General features: G+C 71.9%; 4 protein-coding genes and 1 pseudogene. 3 read left to right on the top strand and 2 right to left on the bottom strand.

Features of this window, described 5'->3' with window-relative positions; all coding sequences use genetic code 11:
• Window positions 1-89: 89 nt before the first annotated feature.
• Both ACFWU9_RS26440 and ACFWU9_RS26435 read right to left on the bottom strand, forming a co-directional pair.
• Window positions 90-806 (bottom strand): lysophospholipid acyltransferase family protein, encoded by a 717-nt coding sequence (locus tag ACFWU9_RS26440; protein WP_384322609.1) that lies wholly within the window; start codon window positions 804-806, stop codon window positions 90-92.
• A gap of 144 nt (window positions 807-950) precedes the next feature.
• Window positions 951-1,646, bottom strand: coding sequence for a thioesterase II family protein (locus ACFWU9_RS26435; RefSeq protein ID WP_384322608.1), 696 nt, complete (start codon window positions 1,644-1,646; stop codon window positions 951-953).
• A 331-nt stretch (window positions 1,647-1,977) separates the two neighbouring features.
• On the opposite strand from ACFWU9_RS26435, the gene ACFWU9_RS26430 reads away from it, so the two are divergent.
• The 3 genes and pseudogenes from ACFWU9_RS26430 (at window position 1,978) to ACFWU9_RS26420 (ending at window position 18,037) form a co-directional block, all read left to right on the top strand.
• Window positions 1,978-2,373 (top strand): acyl-CoA carboxylase subunit epsilon, encoded by a 396-nt coding sequence (locus ACFWU9_RS26430; protein WP_384322605.1) that lies wholly within the window; start codon window positions 1,978-1,980, stop codon window positions 2,371-2,373.
• 577 nt (window positions 2,374-2,950) lie between these two features.
• Window positions 2,951-7,846, top strand: a pseudogene (locus ACFWU9_RS26425) (SDR family NAD(P)-dependent oxidoreductase); the annotation flags it as partial.
• 39 nt (window positions 7,847-7,885) lie between these two features.
• Entirely contained in the window at window positions 7,886-18,037 is a 10,152-nt protein-coding gene (locus tag ACFWU9_RS26420) for an SDR family NAD(P)-dependent oxidoreductase (protein WP_384322603.1), read from the top strand.
• The last annotated feature ends 7 nt before the right edge of the window (window positions 18,038-18,044 follow it).

The following is an 18,044-nucleotide window of genomic DNA, read 5'->3' as shown; positions in this document are numbered from 1 at the left end:
CGTCCGGCTCGGCATGCGCGGGGGGGGGGTGGGGGGCGCGGCCCATCACGGCCGCCCCCCCCCTCTCACACGCAGGACCGCCCGGGTCCTCAGCGGCGCAGGCGCGGGAACTTCTTCGCCGGCGCCCGCTGCGCCTCCTCCGCCTTCACGTCGGCGGCGTACCGGTCCACGTACTCCTGCCCGGACAGCCCGAGGATCGCGTACATGATCTCGTCCGTGACCGCGCGGACCGCGGCCTTCTGGTTCTCCAGGCCCTCGTAGCGCGAGAAGTCCAGCGGCTCACCGAAGCGGATCGTGACCCGCTTGATGCTGGGGATCTTCTGACCGGGCGGCTGGATCTCGAACGTGCCGACCATCGCGCACGGCACCACCGGGACCTGCCCCTTGATGGCCATCACCGCGACACCGACCTTGCCCTTGTAGAGGCGTCCGTCGTGCGAGCGGGTGCCCTCCGGGTAGATCCCCAGCAACTCGCCCTTGCGGAGTACCCCCAGCCCTTCCCGGATCGCCGCCTGGCCGGCCTCCTTGCCGGACCGGTCGACCGGGATCTGCCCGACGCCGCGGAAGAACGAGGCGGTGAGACGTCCCTTGACACCGGGTCCGGTGAAGTACTCGGCCTTCGCGAGAAACGTGATCCGCCGCCGGATGATCGCGGGCATCAGGAAGTGGTCGGAGAAGGAGAGATGGTTGCCCGCGAGGATCGCGGCACCCTCCGCCGGTATGTTCTCCAGCCCCTCGATCCGCGGCCGGAAGAGCAGGCGCAGCAGGGGGCCCAACAGCACGTACTTCAGTACGTAGTAGAACACGGCGTTTCTCCCACTCTGCCGGACCGGCTGCGTCGGTGTCCGCCTGATCACAACACACAGGCGAGAGTCCAGTCGATCCGTGGGCGGGGGTCGTGACCGGTTCGGCTCCGAGCGCACCGCCGCCGGGCGGCAGCGGCGGGGCGGTCAGACGCGCGGCGGGACGGGCACCATCAGCTGGGAGATCGCCGAGATGACCTCGGTGGGGCGCGCCGTCAGATAGAAGTGGTCGCCCTGGAAGACGCGCATGGTGAACTCGCCCGTGGTGTGGTCGCGCCAGCTGCCGGCCTCGTCCAGCGTGCTCAACGGGTCGGCGTCGCCGACGAAGACATGGACCGGACAGGTGACCTGCGGGACGCCGGCCGGCCGGTAGGTCTCGATGGCGCGGTAGTCGGCCCGCAGGGCCGGCATGATCAGGCGGTGCGTGTCGGGATCGTCGAAGACGGCGGAGTCGGTGCCGCTGAGGGACTGGACGTTGGCGATGATCGCCGCGTCGCCCTGCCGGTGGAGGGTCTCCTCACGGTACCGGGACGGGGCGCGCCGGCCGGACAGGATGATCCCGAGCGGGGACCGGTCCAGCTCCCGCTCCATCAGCCGGGCCACCTCGAAGGCGACGGCGGCCCCCATGCTGTGCCCGAAGAGCCATGTGCGGTCGAGCCCCTCCGTCGGAAGCTCGCGGAAGACGGCGGCGGCCAGCTTCTCAACGTTGCCGATGGCCGGTTCCGCGTAACGGTCCTGGCGCCCCGGGTACTGGATGGCGAGGACCTCCACCTTGCCGGCCAGCGCCCGCGAGACGGGGAAGTAGTAGCTCGCCGCACCGCCGGCGTGGGGGAAGCAGATCAACCGGGGCGACGAAAGGTCTCCCGGATGAAATTCCCGAATCCAATTCGAGGTGTTGTTGCTGGATATGGCGGCCATCAGTCAAGTTCCTTGGCTCGGTCCGGCTGCAGCCTCTGCGTCAGGCTGCGCGTTCAGCGTTCACGTGCGTCCCGACGTGTGGCGACCCCTTACGGCCCCTATCGGACCTTACCCGCTTGACGGCGTCGCCCTGTCCGAAATGGTGACGCCCTCGCGCGGGGACGGTTCCCGATCACCATTGGAATAGGGGGAGCGGGTGGGGAATTAGGGGGTCGGCTCCCTGGAAGCGCGGGCGGGGGGACCTTTCAATGAAGTGATGACGGTAGCCGAGAACCGGCTCGCCCCGTGCACCGGGGCAGCCGCGGCGGGCGACGTCGGAGAAAGCACGGAAAAAGGCACGGAAAAGGCACGGACGGAGCTGTTCGAGGAGTACCGGAGGGAAACGATGCACCGTGAGAACGTGGCCGGCCCGGAAACACGGGAACCCGTCGCCGTGACACCCGCCGAGCATCTTGTGCGCGTCGTCAGGGGTGCGCCGGGGGAGATGGAACTGGCCGCGCTGCTGGCGGTGCTGACCACCCTGACCGGTACGAAGGAGCAGGTCGTCGCGGACTCCGCGGCCCGCCAGCGGCGCAAGTCCGCCTGGCGCGAGGTACGTTACACGCCGCCGACCGCCTGGACGGCCGGCCGGGACAGGGAGTGGCGGCACTGATCCGTGCCGTCTGAACGCACTCCGGTGCCGGTGTGCCGCTCATGGCGGCGCACCCGACCCGTACGCGGAGGGGACCCCGTACCGCGCGTGACAGCGCGACCCCCGACGCGATCACCGCGCCGACGCCCGGCCGAGGCGCTCGGCGCGGTGCTGTACGCGGCCGTTGGCGGCCCCTCCGACGGCCGTTTCCCCCTTCGGCACCGTCGGGCCGGCCCGTACCGCGCCGTGGTGCACCGCCCGACGGCGGAAGAGAAGCGGAATCATCGCATCCGCACTCGGGGGCGTCCCTGAGCTTGTGCCGGGTGTCCACGGTCGTCCATATCCGGAGCGCTTCGACGACACCCGATCCGCCCTCCTGTGACATCCGGGAGGCGTGAGGCCACCGCTCCTGGGCATGGTCGCTGTGGGCCGCACGGTTGCCCGGACGGCCAGGGCGGGAAACCGAAGGTCGCGCCGGGCGAAGGGGTCGGGGCACGTTAGGGGCGATCAGGGGTTGGGGGGTCTTTTCACCCTGCGTAACGTTCCCGGCAAGCGCGCGTCGTGAGTGTCGACGCCCTTTCGACCCGGGGTGGCTTTGGTGAGCAACCAGGAGAAGCTTCTTGACTACCTCAAGCGCGCGACCACGGATCTGCGCACAGCCCGCAGACGCGTCGCCGAGCTTGAGCAGCGTGATCAGGAACCGATCGCCATTGTTTCGATGGCGTGCCGGTACCCGGGTGGAGTGAACTCACCCGAGGGGTTGTGGCGTCTCGTCGACGAGGGTGTCGACGCGATATCGGAGTTTCCGGACGACCGCGGCTGGGGCGTGGAGAACATCTACGACCCCGAAGTCGGCAAGCCCGGAAAGACGGCGTCCCGCGAGGGCGGTTTCCTGCACGACGCCCCCGAGTTCGATGCCGAGTTCTTCGGTATCAGCCCGCGTGAGGCGCTGGAGACCGACCCGCAGCAGCGGCTGCTGCTGGAGACGTCCTGGGAGGTGCTGGAGCGCGCGGGGATCGACCCGACGACGCTCAAGGGCAGCCCGACCGGGGTCTTCGCCGGTGTGATGTACCACGACTACGCCGGCGGCAGCAGCGGCGGCAGCATCGTGTCGGGCCGGGTGGCCTACACACTGGGTCTCGTCGGCCCCGCCGTGACCATGGACACGGCCTGCTCGTCGTCGCTGGTCGCGCTGCACATGGCGATCCAGTCGCTGCGTTCCGGCGAGTGCTCGCTCGCCCTCGCGGGCGGTGTGACGGTCATGTCCACCCCCGAGATGTTCCTCTACTTCAGCGAGCAGCGCGGACTGTCGATCGACGGCCGCTGCAAGTCGTTCAGCTCCGCCGCCAACGGCATGAGCTGCTCCGAAGGCGTCGGAGTCCTCCTGCTGGAGCGGCTGTCGGAGGCGCGCCGCCTCGGGCACCCGGTGCTGGCCGTGGTGCGGGGCAGCGCGCTGAACCAGGACGGTGCCAGCAACGGTCTGACGGCGCCGAACGGCCCGTCGCAGCGGCGCGTGATCAAGCAGGCCCTGGCGAAGGCCGGTCTGTCGACCGCGGACGTCGACGTGGTCGAGGCGCACGGCACCGGCACCACCCTGGGTGACCCGATCGAGGCCCAGGCGTTGCTGGAGACGTACGGCCAGGGGCGCCCCGAGGGCCGCCCGTTGTGGCTGGGGTCGATCAAGTCGAACATCGGCCACACGCAGGCTGCTGCCGGTGTGGCGGGGATCATCAAGATGGTCCAGGCGATACGTCATGGACGTCTGCCGCAGACGCTGCACGTGGAGGAGCCGACCGGTCAGGTGGACTGGGAGGCCGGGGACGTACGGCTGCTGACCGAGGCACGTGACTGGCCGGACGTCGGCCGCCCGCGCCGCGCCGGGATCTCGTCGTTCGGGCTCAGCGGTACGAACGCGCACGTGATCGTCGAGGAAGCCGTTCCGGTCGAGGAAGAGGCGGTGGAGCGGCGGGAGTTGCCGGTGGCGCCGGTGGTGGTGTCGGCGAAGACGCCGGCGGCTCTGGAGGCGCAGATCGGGCTCTTCGGTGCCCGGGTGGCGGAGGGGGACGCACTTGATGTGGCGTACTCCGCCGCGACAGGGCGTGTTGTCCTGGAGCACCGGGCGGTGCTGGTCGGCTCGGAGACCGTGACCGGCGCGGTCACCGAGGGCAAGGTGGCGTTCCTGTTCACGGGGCAGGGGAGTCAGCGTCTGGGTATGGGGCGTGAGCTGTACGAGACGTTCCCGGTCTTTGCCACGGCGTTCGACGAGGTGTGTGCGGTTCTTGACCCCGCGGTGCGTGAGGTCATGTGGGGCGAGGACGAAGAGGCTCTGAGCCGTACGGAGTTCACGCAGCCGGCGATCTTCGCTCTCGAAGTCGCTTTGTTCCGGCTGGTGGAGTCGTGGGGGATCAGGCCCGACTTCCTGGTGGGTCATTCGATCGGTGAGCTGGCGGCGGCGCATGTGGCGGGGGTGTTCGGTCTGGAGGACGCGGGCCGTTTGATCTCGGCGCGTGGGCGGTTGATGCAGGCGCTCCCGGCGGGTGGGGCGATGATCGCGATTCAGGCCACCGAGGAGGAGGTCACGCCTTTCCTGACCGGGGGTGTGGGTGTCGCTGCGGTGAACAGCCCTTCTTCGGTGGTGATTTCGGGTGTCGAGGCGGAGGTCACGGCGGTCGCGGAGCGGTTCACGGACCGTAAGCGGAGCCGGCTGACGGTCTCGCACGCGTTCCACTCGCCGTTGATGGACCCGATGCTGGACGACTTCCGCAAGGTCGCCGAGAGCATCACGTACGCCGAGCCCGCCATCCGGATGACCAAGGACGTCTCGTCCGCGGACTACTGGGTCGCTCACGTTCGCGGTGCGGTGCGGTTCGCCGACGATGTGCGGGTGCTGCAGGACGAGGGCGTGACCCGGTTCCTGGAGATCGGGCCCGACGGTGTCCTGACCGCGATGGCAGGACAGAGCGCCGAGGGAACGCTGGCGGCGACGCTGCGCCGTGACCGTCCCGAGGTCGAGGCGCTGTTCGCGGGTGTGGGCCGTCTCTTCGCCGCCGGTGTGACGGTCGACTGGGACACGGTGTTCGACGGCCGTGGCGCCCGACGCGTGGATCTGCCGACGTATCCCTTCCAGCGCAAGCGTTACTGGCTCATCGAGCAGTCCAACTCCGCGGCGGGCTCCGAGGCCGTCGAGCACCCCGTCCTCACCTCGGGCATCGCGCTGCCGGACACCGGCGGTGTGGTGTTCACCGGCCGCCTCTCCCTCGACACCCACCCCTGGCTCGCCGACCACGACGCCTTCGGCGCGGTGGTCGTCCCCGGCGAGGCGTTCCTGGAGCTGGCGCTCACCGCCGCCGAGCAGACCGGTCGCGGCCGGGTCGAGGAGCTCGAACTCCACGCGCCGCTGGTCATGGCCGGCACCGAGGACGACATGACGCTGCGCGCCATGGTCGACGAGGCGGGCGCGCTCAGCGTGTACGCGCGCCGCGACGACCGGGCGGCCTGGGTGAAGCACGCCACCGGCGTCCTGACCTCCGAGGGCGCCGAGTCCTCCTGGACCCGCGACGAGGAGACGTACGCCACCCTGCTCGAAGCCGCCGCCGTCGCCGCCGGACTCGGCCCCGACAGCGAGCCGACGCTCGCCCACGTGTGGCGCGGAGCCTCGGTGAGCGTCGACCACGAGGGCCGGCCCGTCCTGTCCGTCGAGTCGGCCGAGACGCGCGCGATCACCACGGACGAGGTACGGGCGCACACCGGCGGCCGTGAGTCGCTCTTCCACGTCGAGTGGGTCGCCGCACCGGCACCCGCCGCGTCGGAGAACGGCGGTCATGTGGTCTACGTGTGCCCGCCGCTCAAGCGGTCCGAGCCGGAGGGCTTCCGGGAGATCACCCACCAGGTACTCCCCGTCGTCCAGGAGTGGCTGAACGACGAACAGGCCGCCTCCGCAAGGCTCGTGGTCGTCACCCGGGGTGCGACCGACGGCAGCGACCTCGGGCACGCGGCGGTGTGGGGCCTGGTGCGTTCCGCGGAGTCGGAGCACCCGGGCAGGTTCGTCCTGGTCGACCTCGACGCCGACGGCGAACTGCCCGACGAGGTGCTACGGCTCGACGAGCCCGAGATCGCCGTGCGGAACGGCGAGATCCTGATACCGAGGCTGGCCCGCGTCCCCGCCGTCGAAGAGCGGGTCCAGTCGTGGGGCACGCACGGCACGATCCTGATCACCGGCGGTCTGAACGGCCTCGGCGCCCTCGCCGCCCGGCACCTCGCCGCGCACCACGGCGCCAAGAGCCTGCTGCTCACCAGCCGCCGGGGCATGGACACCCCGGGCGCCGCCGAACTGGTCGCGGAGCTGACCGGGTCCGGCACCGAGGTGGAGGTCGTCACCTGCGACGTGACCGACCGGGACGCCCTGGCCGCCCTGTTGGCCGAACGGCCCCTGACCGGCGTCGTGCACTCCGCCGGTGTGCTGGACGACGGGCTCATGGGCGCGCTGACGCCCGAGCGGCTTGACACGGTCATGCGGCCGAAGGTCGACGCGGCCTGGTACCTGCACGAACTCACCCTGGACCACGACCTCTCGTCGTTCGTGATCTTCTCGTCCGTCGCCGGCACGCTCGGCGGCGCCGGGCAGGGCAACTACGCCGCCGCCAACGCCTGGCTGGACGCACTCGCCCGGCACCGCTCCGCCAAGGGCCTGCCCGGTCTCACCCTCGGCTGGGGACCCTGGACCGAGGTCGGGGGCATGGCCGACCGGCTGGACGACGCCGAACTGGCGCGCCTCAGGCGCTCGGGAATGCCGCCGCTCTCCCCGGAGGAGGGTCTGGCGCTGATGGACGCCGCGACCCTGCCCGGACGGCCGCCGATGACACTGCCGGTCAGGTTCGACCTCGCGGTGATGCGCTCCCTCGCCGAGACGGGCCAACTGCCCGCGATCTTCGGCGGACTCGTACGCGCCACGGCCCGTCGGGCGCCCGTCGGCCGGGTCTCGTGGGACCGGCTCGCCGGTCTGACCGTGGCCGAACGCGAGAAGTTCCTTCTCGATCTGGTACGGGGCCATGTCGCCCAGGTGCTCGGGCACGGCGGCGCCGACGAGGTGCCCCCGGACCGCGCGTTCAACGAACTCGGCCTCACCTCGCTGGGCGCGGTGGAACTGCGCAACGCGCTCAACACCGAGACGGGGCTCTCGCTGCCCCCGACCCTGGCCTTCGACTACCCGACCCCCCTCGCCATCGCCGAGCTCGTGCACGAGGGGCTGCGTCCGGAGGAGGCCGACGGGGCGGCTGTGCTGCTGGCCGAGCTGAATCGGCTGGAAGGCGTTCTGACCGAACTGGCATCGGAGAACCGCGAAGCCCATGCCAAGATCACGGCCCGGCTGGAGGCCATGTCGCGGCGGGCACGGGACGCCGGGACCGGTGTGGCGGACGAGCCTGTCGGCGGCCTGGTGGCCGAATCCGATGACGAGTTGTTCGCGGTGCTGAACAAGGAACTGGGACTGTCCTGACGGCTCCCGCCTCTGCTTTGTGAACTTTTCACGGATTGGTTGATGACGATGTCGAAGGACTCCAACGACGACCGGCTTCGCGAGTATCTGCGGCTTGCCACCGGTGAGTTGCAGCAGACTCGGCGCCGTCTGCGTGAGGTGGAGGATCGGGAGCGGGAGCCGATCGCGATCGTGGGAATGGCATGCCGTTTCCCCGGCGGTGCGTCCTCACCGGAAGGACTCTGGGACCTTGTTGCCCAAGGCCTCGAGACGGTGGGCGAGTTCCCCACCGACCGGGGCTGGAACCTGGACTCGCTGTACGACCCGGACGGGACGGGCGAGAACACCAGCTACGTCAACAAGGGCAGCTTCCTGGAGGGCGCCGGTGACTTCGATCCGGAGTTCTTCGGCATCAGCCCGCTCGAGGCCATGGCGATGGACCCCCAGCAGCGGCTGCTGCTGGAGACCTCCTGGGAGGCGGTGGAGCGGGTCGGCATCGACCCGCCGTCGCTCAAGGGCAGCGCCACCGGTGTCTTCGCCGGGCTCGTCTACCACGACTACCCGAGCAGCAGTGTGACCGGTGCGCTGGTCTCCGGCCGGGTGGCGTACACGCTCGGTCTCGAGGGTCCGGCGGTGACGATCGACACCGCGTGCTCGTCCTCGCTGGTCGCACTCGACATGGCGGTCAAGGCCCTGCGCAGCGGGGAGTGCACCCTCGCCCTCGCCGGCGGTGTGACGATCATGTCGTCGCCGGTCACCTTCGTGGAGTTCAGCCGCCAGCGGGGTCTGTCGACGGACGGCCGCTGCAAGGCGTTCGCGTCGGCGGCCGACGGCACCGGGTGGGGTGAGGGTGTCGGCATGCTGGTCGTGGAGCGGCTGTCGGACGCCCGCCGCAACGGCCACCCGATTCTGGCGGTCATCCGCGGCAGCGCCGTCAACCAGGACGGCGCCAGCAACGGCATCACCGCTCCGAACGGCCCCTCGCAGCGCCGGGTGATCCAGCAGGCGCTGGCCAACGCGAGCCTGTCGCCCGCGGATGTGGACGTCGTGGAGGCGCACGGCACCGGTACGACCCTGGGTGACCCGATCGAGGCGCAGGCCCTGCTCGCCACCTACGGGCAGGAACGCCCCGAGGACCGCCCGCTCTGGCTGGGGTCGGTCAAGTCCAACATCGGGCACACGCAGGCCGCCGCCGGTGTCGCGGGCATCATCAAGATGGTCCAGGCGCTGCGCAACGGCTCGATGCCGCGGACGCTGCACGTGGACGAACCGTCGCCGCAGGTGGACTGGACGGCCGGGAACGTACGGCTGCTCACCGAGGCCCGCGACTGGCCGGCGGGCGAAGGCCCCCGGCGCGCCGCCGTGTCGTCGTTCGGCGCCAGCGGCACCAACGCCCACATCGTCCTGGAGGAGGCCCCCCGGGCCGGGGCCGTACCGGCCGAGGAGTCGCCCGAGGCTCCCGAGCCGCAGGAGCGCCGGGAACTGCCCACGGTGCCCTGGCTGATCTCAGGGAAGACCGAGGCCGCCGTTCGCGCGTACGCGGAGCGGCTCCAGGACTCGGTGGCCACCACACGTCCGCTGGACGTCGGTTGGTCGCTGGCGACGCAGCGCGCGGCCTACGACTACCGGGCCGCCGTGCTCGCCCCCGACGAAGAGGGATTCGCCCAGGGTCTCGCCGCCCTCGTCCAGGGAGAGGCGCCGGTGACATCGGCCAGGCCCGGCGCGGGCGCGGTCATGGTGTTCCCGGGACAGGGCTCCCAGTGGGTGGGCATGGCGACGGAGCTGATGGCGTCGTCGCCCGTCTTCACCGAGCGGATGGCCGCGTGCGAGGAGGCCCTCGCGCCCTTCGTCGACTGGTCGTTGACCGAGGCGCTCGGCGACGAGGCCCTGCTGGAACGTGTCGACGTGGTGCAGCCCGTCCTGTGGGCGGTGATGGTGTCGCTCGCGGGCCTGTGGCGCCACTACGGGGTCGAGCCCATCGGTGTGGTGGGCCACTCCCAGGGCGAGATCGCCGCTGCGAGCGTCGCCGGGGCGCTGTCGCTGGAGGACGGCGCCCGGGTGGTGGCGCTGCGCAGCAAGGCGCTGCTGGCCCTCTCCGGCCAGGGCGGCATGGTGTCGGTCGCGCTTCCCCGGGAGGAGACCGAGCGGCTGATCGAGCGCTGGGGCACCCGCACCGGTATCGCGGTGGTCAACGGCGGCACCGCCACGGTGGTCTCGGGCGAGGTCGAGGCGCTGGACGAGCTGATCGCCCTCTGCGAGGCCGACGGCACGCGCGCCCGCCGGATCCAGGTGGACTACGCCTCGCACTCGGCACAGGTGGAGCGCATCGAGCAGGAACTGCTCGAAGTCCTCGCGCCCATCGAGCCCCGCGCCGCTCAGATCCCCTTCTACTCCACCGTGACCGGCGGACTGCTGGACACCACCGGTCTCGACGCCGGCTACTGGTACCGCAACCTGCGGCAGACCGTCGAGTTCGACCAGACCATCCGCCGGCTCACCGAGCAGGGCGTCGGCGTGTTCATCGAGGCCAGCCCGCACCCGGTGCTCGCGCCGAGCATGGAACAGACCACGATCGGCACGCTGCGGCGCAACGACGGCGGGCTGGACCGTTTCCTGTCCGTTCTGGCCCAGGCCCACACCCACGGGGTGGCCGTCGACTGGGAGAAGGTGTACGCGGGAACGGGCGCCGGGCAGGCGAACCTGCCGACGTACGCCTTCCAGCACCGGCGCTTCTGGCTGAACGACGAGGCGGCGCACGCCGACGCGGCCTCGATGGGCCTCGGCTCCCTGGGCCACCCGCTGCTCGGGGCGATGGTCATGCTCGCGGGCTCGGAGGAGGTCGTCCTCACCGGACGGCTGTCCACCGGCACCCTGCCCTGGCTGACCGACCATGTCATCGACGGCTCCATCCTCTTCCCCGGCACCGGATTCGTGGAGCTGGTCATCCGGGCCGGCGACGAGGTCGGCTGCGGCCGGATCGAGGAGCTGACGATCGAGGCGCCGCTGGTCCTCGCCGAGCGCGGCGGGGTCTCCGTACAGGTCGTCGTCGGGGCGGCGGCCGAATCGGGCCGCCGCGAGGTCCAGGTCTACTCCCGTGACCAGGACGCGACCGACCTTCCCTGGAACCGGCACGCCAACGGCCTTCTGGCTCCGGGCACCTCGGCCGGCGGGGACGAACTGACGGCGTGGCCGCCGCCCGGGGCCGAGCCGCTCGACCTCGATGTCGACACCCTCTACGAGGAGTTGGTCGACATGGGTCTGGGATACGGGCCGACCTTCCGGGGCCTGAGGGCGGCCTGGAAGTCCGGCGACGAGGTCTTCGCCGAGATCGCCCTGCCGGAGAACGCCGCGGGTGAGGCTTTCGGTCTGCACCCGGCGCTCTTCGACGCGGGCCTGCACGCCATCGGGCTCTCCCCGGCCGGGAGCGGCGACACGGCGATGCTGCCGTTCGCCTGGTCGGGAGTGGAACTGCACGCCTCCGGCGCCGGCGCGCTGCGGGTGCGCGTCACCCCCGTACAGGACGGTGTCGCGACCCTGACGATCGCCGACGCGACCGGTCAGCCCGTCGCGACGGTCGACTCCCTGGTGCTGCGGCCCCTCACGGACGTGGCGACCAAGCCCCGTACGGAATCGCTCTACCACGTCGCCCTGACCCCGGTCCCCGCGGGCACCGTCTCTCCCGGCACGCAGCCGCCCACGGACGCCGAGGTGTTCCGTGTGCCCGGCGGAGCCGACGTACGCGACGCGGTGAACCTGACGCTGGAGGCACTCCAGTCCGCCGGTTCCCGGCTGGTGGTGATCACGCGCGGCGCGGTCTCGGTCGACGGCGGCGATGTCGACGACCTGGCCGCGGCCGCGGTCTGGGGTCTGGTGCGCACCGCCCAGACCGAGGACCCCGACCGGTTCTTCCTGATCGACCTGGACGGCGCTTCCGACGGCGCGCGTGGGGCGGACAACGCCGAGCTCTCCCTGGCGCTGTCGACCGGTGAGCCCCGCGTGGTCGTGCGCGACGGCGTCGCCCACGCCCCCCGGCTGGCCCGGGTGAGCGCGGCGCCGCAGACCGAGGACGAGGCCGCGCCGGAGCCGGTCTCCGCGTTCGGCGACGAGGTCCTGATCACCGGTGGCGTGGGAGTCCTGGGCGCCCTGATGGCCCGGCACCTCGTCACCGAGTACGGCGTGTCACGGCTGCTGCTGACCGGCCGCCGGGGCGCGGAGTCGCCCGGCGCGGCCGAACTGGTGGAGGAGCTGACCGGGCTGGGCGCCGAGGTCGAGGTCGCCGCCTGCGACGTCGGCGACCGCGAGGCGCTGGCCGCGCTGCTCGCCGGGCGTTCGCTCACCGGTGTGGTGCACGCGGCGGGTGTCCTGGACGACGGTGTGATCGCTTCGCTGACACCCGAGCGGGTGGACCGGGTGATGCGTCCGAAGGTGGACGCGGCCCGGTATCTGGACGAGCTGACCCGGGACATGGACCTGAGGGCCTTCGTCCTGTTCTCCTCGGCGGCCGGTGTGGTCGGCTCGCCGGGACAGGGCAACTACGCCGCCGCCAACGCGTTCCTGGACGCCCTCGCCGAGCGCCGCCGTGCCCAGGGCCTGCCGGCCCAGTCCCTGGCCTGGGGCGTGTGGCAGAGCAGCACCGGCATGGCCGGTGACCTGACGGACACCGACAAGTCCCGGATGGAGCGCGGCGGCATCCTCTCGCTGTCCCACGGCGAGGGTCTCGAACTCTTCGACGCGGCCACGGCCGCCGACGAACCCGCCGTGCTCGTCCCCGTGAAGCTCGACCTCCCGGCCGTCCGCGCGAGTGGTTCGGTGCCGGAGCTGCTGCGCGGTCTGGTCCCGGTCGTCACCCGTGGCACCGCCCGCACCCGCGCCGACGCGGACGGGCTCCGTGAGCGGCTCGTGGGCATGTCCGACGACCAGCGGTTCGACATGCTGCTCAACCTCGTCCGCGCGCAGGCCGCCACCACGCTCGGCTACGCGGGACCGCACGCCGTCGACCCCGAGCGCGCCTTCCGCGACCTGGGCGTCGACTCGCTGGCGGCGATGGAACTGCGCAACGGGCTGGGCGAGTCGACCGGTCTGCGGCTTCCCGTCACGCTGGTGTTCGACTACCCGAACCCGACCGTTCTCGCGCGCCATCTGCTGGACGAGGTCTCGGGAACGGTTCAGGAGAGCCGTGTCACCTCCGTCGCCACCCCGGCGGACGACGACCCGATCGCGATCGTCGGCATGGCCTGCCGCTACCCGGGAGGCGTGACCTCTCCCGAGGACCTGTGGCAGCTGGTCGACAGCGGCACGGACGCCATCTCGCACTTCCCCACCGACCGCGGCTGGGACCTGGAGCGGATCTACGACCCCACGGCCACACGCCCCCGGACCAGCTACGTCGACAAGGGCGGATTCCTCTACGACGCCGCCGAGTTCGACCCCGGCTTCTTCGGGATCGCGCCGAACGAGGCCCTGGTCATGGACCCGCAGCAGCGGCTTCTCCTCGAGGCGTCCTGGGAGGCGCTGGAGCGCGCCGGTATCGACCCCACCACGCTGAAGGGCAGCCCCACCGGCGTCTTCGCCGGAATGATGTACCACGACTACACGCACAACAGCAGCACCGGCGCCATCGCCTCCGGCCGTGTCTCCTACACCCTGGGTCTCGAAGGCCCCGCGGTGACCGTCGACACCGCCTGCTCCTCCTCCCTGGTCGCCCTGCACCTCGCGGCCCAGGCGCTGCGGTCGGGCGAGTGCACGCTCGCCCTGGCCGGCGGTGTCACCGTGATGGCCGCCGCCGACAACTTCATCGAGTTCAGCGAGCAGAAGGGCCTGGCGACCGACGGCCGCTGCAAGTCCTTCGCCGCCGCCGCCGACGGCGCCAGCTGGAGTGAGGGCGTCGGCATGCTCCTGGTGGAGCGGCTGTCGGACGCCCGGCGCAACGGCCACCCGGTGCTGGCCCTCGTACGCGGTACCGCGACCAACCAGGACGGCGCCAGCAACGGTCTGACCGCCCCCAACGGCCCGTCCCAGCAGCGGGTGATCAAGCAGGCGCTGGCCAACGCGGGCCTGGCGGGCGCCGATGTGGACACCGTCGAGGCGCACGGCACGGGCACCACCCTCGGTGACCCGATCGAGGCGCAGGCGCTGCTGGCCACCTACGGCCAGGGCCGCCCTGAGGACCGGCCGCTCTGGCTGGGCTCGATCAAGTCGAACATCGGTCACGCACAGGCCGCCGCGGGTGTCGCGGGCATCATCAAGATGGTCCAGGCGATGCACCACGCCAAGCTTCCCCGGACGCTGCACGTGGACGCGCCGACACCCCAGGTGGACTGGGAGGCCGGCGACGTACAGCTGCTCACCGAGGCGAGGGAGTGGCCGAACGACGGCCGTCCGCGCCGCGCCGGCGTGTCGTCCTTCGGGATCAGCGGCACCAACGCGCACGTCATCATCGAGGAGGCCGCCCCGGTCGAGGAAGCGCCGGTCGAGCGCCGGGAGCTGCCCGTCGTACCGCTGGTGCTGTCGGCCCGGACCCGGCCGGCGCTGGAGGCCCAGCTCGACCGGATCACCTCGCTCGACGCGGACGAGCTGGACGTGGCGTACTCGGCCGCGACCGGCCGGGCCGCGCTGGAACACCGCGCGGTGCGCATCGGCTCCGAGACCGTGATCGACTCGGTCTCCGAGGGCGGGCTCGCGTTCCTGTTCACCGGACAGGGCAGCCAGTGGGCCGGGATGGGCAAGGAGCTGTACGAGACGTTCCCGGTGTTCGCGGCGGCGCTGGACGAGGTGTGCGCGGAGCTCGACCCGGCCGTACGCGAGGTCATGTGGGGCGACGAGGAGGCCCTGGGCCGCACCGAGTTCACCCAGCCCGCGATCTTCGCCCTCCAGGTCGCCCTGTTCCGGCTCGTCGAGTCGTGGGGGATCAAGCCGGACTTCATGACCGGCCACTCCATCGGGGAGCTCGCGGCGGCGCACGTCGCCGGGGTCTTCGACCTGGCTGAGGCCGCCCGGCTGATCACCGCGCGGGGCCGGCTGATCCAGGAACTCCCCTCCGGCGGGGCGATGACGGCGATCCGGGCCACCGAGGAGGAGGTCACGCCGTTCCTCGACGAACGGGTGAGCATCGCCGCGATCAACACCCCCGACTCGGTCGTCGTCTCCGGCGCCGAGGAGGCGGTCACCGCGATCGCCGAGCGGTTCGCCGACCGCAAGTCGACCCGGCTGAAGGTCTCGCACGCCTTCCACTCGCCGCTGATGGACCCGATGCTCCAGGAGTTCCGCAAGGTCGCCGAGAGCGTCACCTACCACGAGCCGGTCATCCCGCTCACCAAGGACGTGGCGTCCGCGGACCACTGGGTGGCGCATGTGCGCGAGGCGGTCCGCTTCGCCGACGACGTACGCGGGCTGGAGGGCCGGGGTGTCACCCGGTTCCTGGAGATCGGACCCGACAGCGTCCTGACCGCCATGGTGCGGCAGAGCGTCGACGGGACGGCCGCCGCCACCCTGCGGCGCGACCACCCCGGTGTGGAAACCCTCTTCACCGGAGTCGGCCGGCTGTTCGCCGCCGGAGTCCGGGTCGACTGGAACGCCGTGTTCGACGGCCGGGGCGCGCGCCGCGTCGACCTGCCGACCTACCCCTTCCAGCGACAGTCCTTCTGGATCGAGTCGGGCCGCGGCGCCGACGCCTCCGACCACCCGCTGCTGGACCAGACCGTCGCGATCGCGGGGGCCGACCGGACCGTACTGACCGGGCGCCTGTCGCTCGGCTCGCAGTCCTGGCTCTCCGAGCACGCGGTCGCCGGCACCCTGCTCTTCCCCGGCACCGGCTTCGTCGAGCTCGCCGTCCGCGCGGGCGACGAGGCGGGCTGCGGCCGGATCGAGGAACTGACCATCGAGGCACCGCTGGTCCTCGCCGAACAGACCACCACCGCCGTCCAGGTCGTGGTCGGCGTCGACGACGGAACCGGCCGCCGGCCGGTCGAGGTGTACGCCCGCGCCGCCGACGAACTCCATCTGCCCTGGACCCGGCACGCCGCCGGCACCCTGGCACCGGTCACCGGCGACCCGGTCGCGGCGATGACCCAGTGGCCACCGCCCGGGGCGAAGCCCGTGGAACTGGCGGGACTGTACGAGAGCCTGGCGGAGGCCGGAATCGAGTACGGGCCGACGTTCCAGGGCCTCAAGTCCGCCTGGCGCAGCGGGGACGAGATCTACGCCGAGGTCGTCCTCTCCGGCGCGGCCGACCGCTTCGGAATCCACCCGGCGCTCCTGGACGCGGCCCTGCACACGGTGCCGCTGCTGTCCGACGACGACCGCGTCGTCCTGCCCTTCTCCTGGGCGGGGGTGGAACTGCACGCCTCCGGCGCGACCGCGCTGCGCGTCCGGATGACACCTTCCGGCCAGGACCAGGTGGCCATCCACGCCGAGGACGGCGCCGGGCAGCCGGTCGTCTCCATAGCCGCCCTGACGCTGCGTCCGATGGCCGCGGGATCGCTCAGGCGGGTCGACTCGCTCTTCCAGGTCGAGTGGACGCCCGTCGCCGTACGCGAGGGCGCCGCCGCCGACACGAAGGTGTGGCGGACCGAGGGCGACGACGTGCTCTCCACGCTGCACCCGCTGCTGAAGGCGGTCCAGGCCGAGACCGAGACCCTCGCCGTCGTCACACGGGGCGCGGTCTCCGTCGCCGGCGAGGACGTGACCGACCTGGCCGGCGCCGCCGCCTGGGGTCTGGTGCGCAGCGCGCAGTCCGAGGACCCGGGCCGGTTCGTCCTGGTCGACGTGGCCGGGGACGACGAGAAGGCGGACATCGCCCTCGCGCTGGCGGCGGGCGAACCCCAGGTGGCCGTCCGGAACGGGAAGGTCTACGTACCCCGGCTGCGGGCCGCCTCGGTCACCGAGTCCGAGCCGTCGTCGGTCTTCGGCGACGAGGTACTGATCACGGGCGCCTCCGGCGCCCTGGGCGGACTGGTCGCGCGCCACCTGGTCACCGGGCACGGTGTACGGCGGCTGCTGCTGACCAGCCGCCGGGGCCTGGCGGCACCCGGCGCGCCGGAGCTGATGAAGGAGCTGGCGGGGCTGGGCGCGGAGGTCGAGGTCGTCGCCTGCGACGTCGCCGACCGCGAGGCGCTGGCGTCACTGCTGGCCGGACGCTCCCTGACCGGTGTGGTGCACGCGGCGGGTGTCCTGGACGACGGCCTGATCGCGTCGCTGACCCCCGAACGCCTGGACAAGGTCGTGACACCCAAGGCGCTGGCCGCCCTGAACCTGCACGAGCTGACACGGGACATGGACCTGGGCGCGTTCGTCCTGTTCTCCTCGGCGGCCGGTGTGATCGGCACGCCCGGACAGGGCAACTACGCGGCGGCCAACGCGTTCCTGGACGCCCTGGCCGAGCACCGCCGTGCGAGCGGCCTGCCCGCCCAGTCCCTGGCCTGGGGGCTGTGGGAGACCGACGCCGGCATGGCCGGCGACCTCGCCGACGCCGACCGCCAGCGGATCGACCGCGCCGGCCTCGTGGGACTCTCACCCGCGCAGGGCCTCGAACTCCTCGACGTGGCGGGCACGCTGGCCGCGCCGTCACTGGTCCCGATGAGCCTCGACACCAGGACGCTGAACGCGGCCGAGGTGCCGCCGATCCTGCGCGGACTGGTACGAGGCACCGCGCGGCGCGCCGTGTCGGCGGAACACACCGGAGGGGGCGACGCCCTGCGGCAGCGCCTGGCCGCGCTGCCCGCCGACGAGCGGTACGACGTGGTCCTCGACCTCGTCCGTACCCACGCGGCGGCCGTCCTCGGTCACGCGGGCCCCGAGGCTGTCGAACCGGAGCGGGCCTTCGGCGATCTGGGATTCGACTCGCTGGGCGCCGTCGAGTTCCGCAACACCCTCAACGCCGCCGCCGGGCTGCGGCTGCCCGCCACGATGATCTTCGACCACCCCACCGCGCGGGTGCTCGCCGAGCACATCGTCGCGGAGGTGGCGCCCGACGGAGACGGCGCGGCGGCGGCCGACGAGGAGACGGTCCGCCGGCTGCTCGGGTCGATCCCGCTCACCCGGCTCCAGGACGCGGGACTCATGGACGCCCTGCTCGAACTCGCGGGCGCCGGCCCCGCCGCCGGTACGGCCACGGCCGTGCCGGAGGAGGAGTCGATCGACGCGATGGACGCCGAAGCCCTGATCAGCATGGCGCTGCAGGACACCGATCTGGACGAAGCGACGCGGGAAGTCTGAGGACACG

Origin of the sequence: Streptomyces sp. NPDC058653 (assembly GCF_042716895.1) — a bacterium.
Taxonomy (GTDB): Bacteria; Actinomycetota; Actinomycetes; order Streptomycetales; family Streptomycetaceae; genus Streptomyces.
Note: the sequence above shows the minus strand (reverse complement) of the source record. Positions and strands in the feature narration are given on the sequence as shown.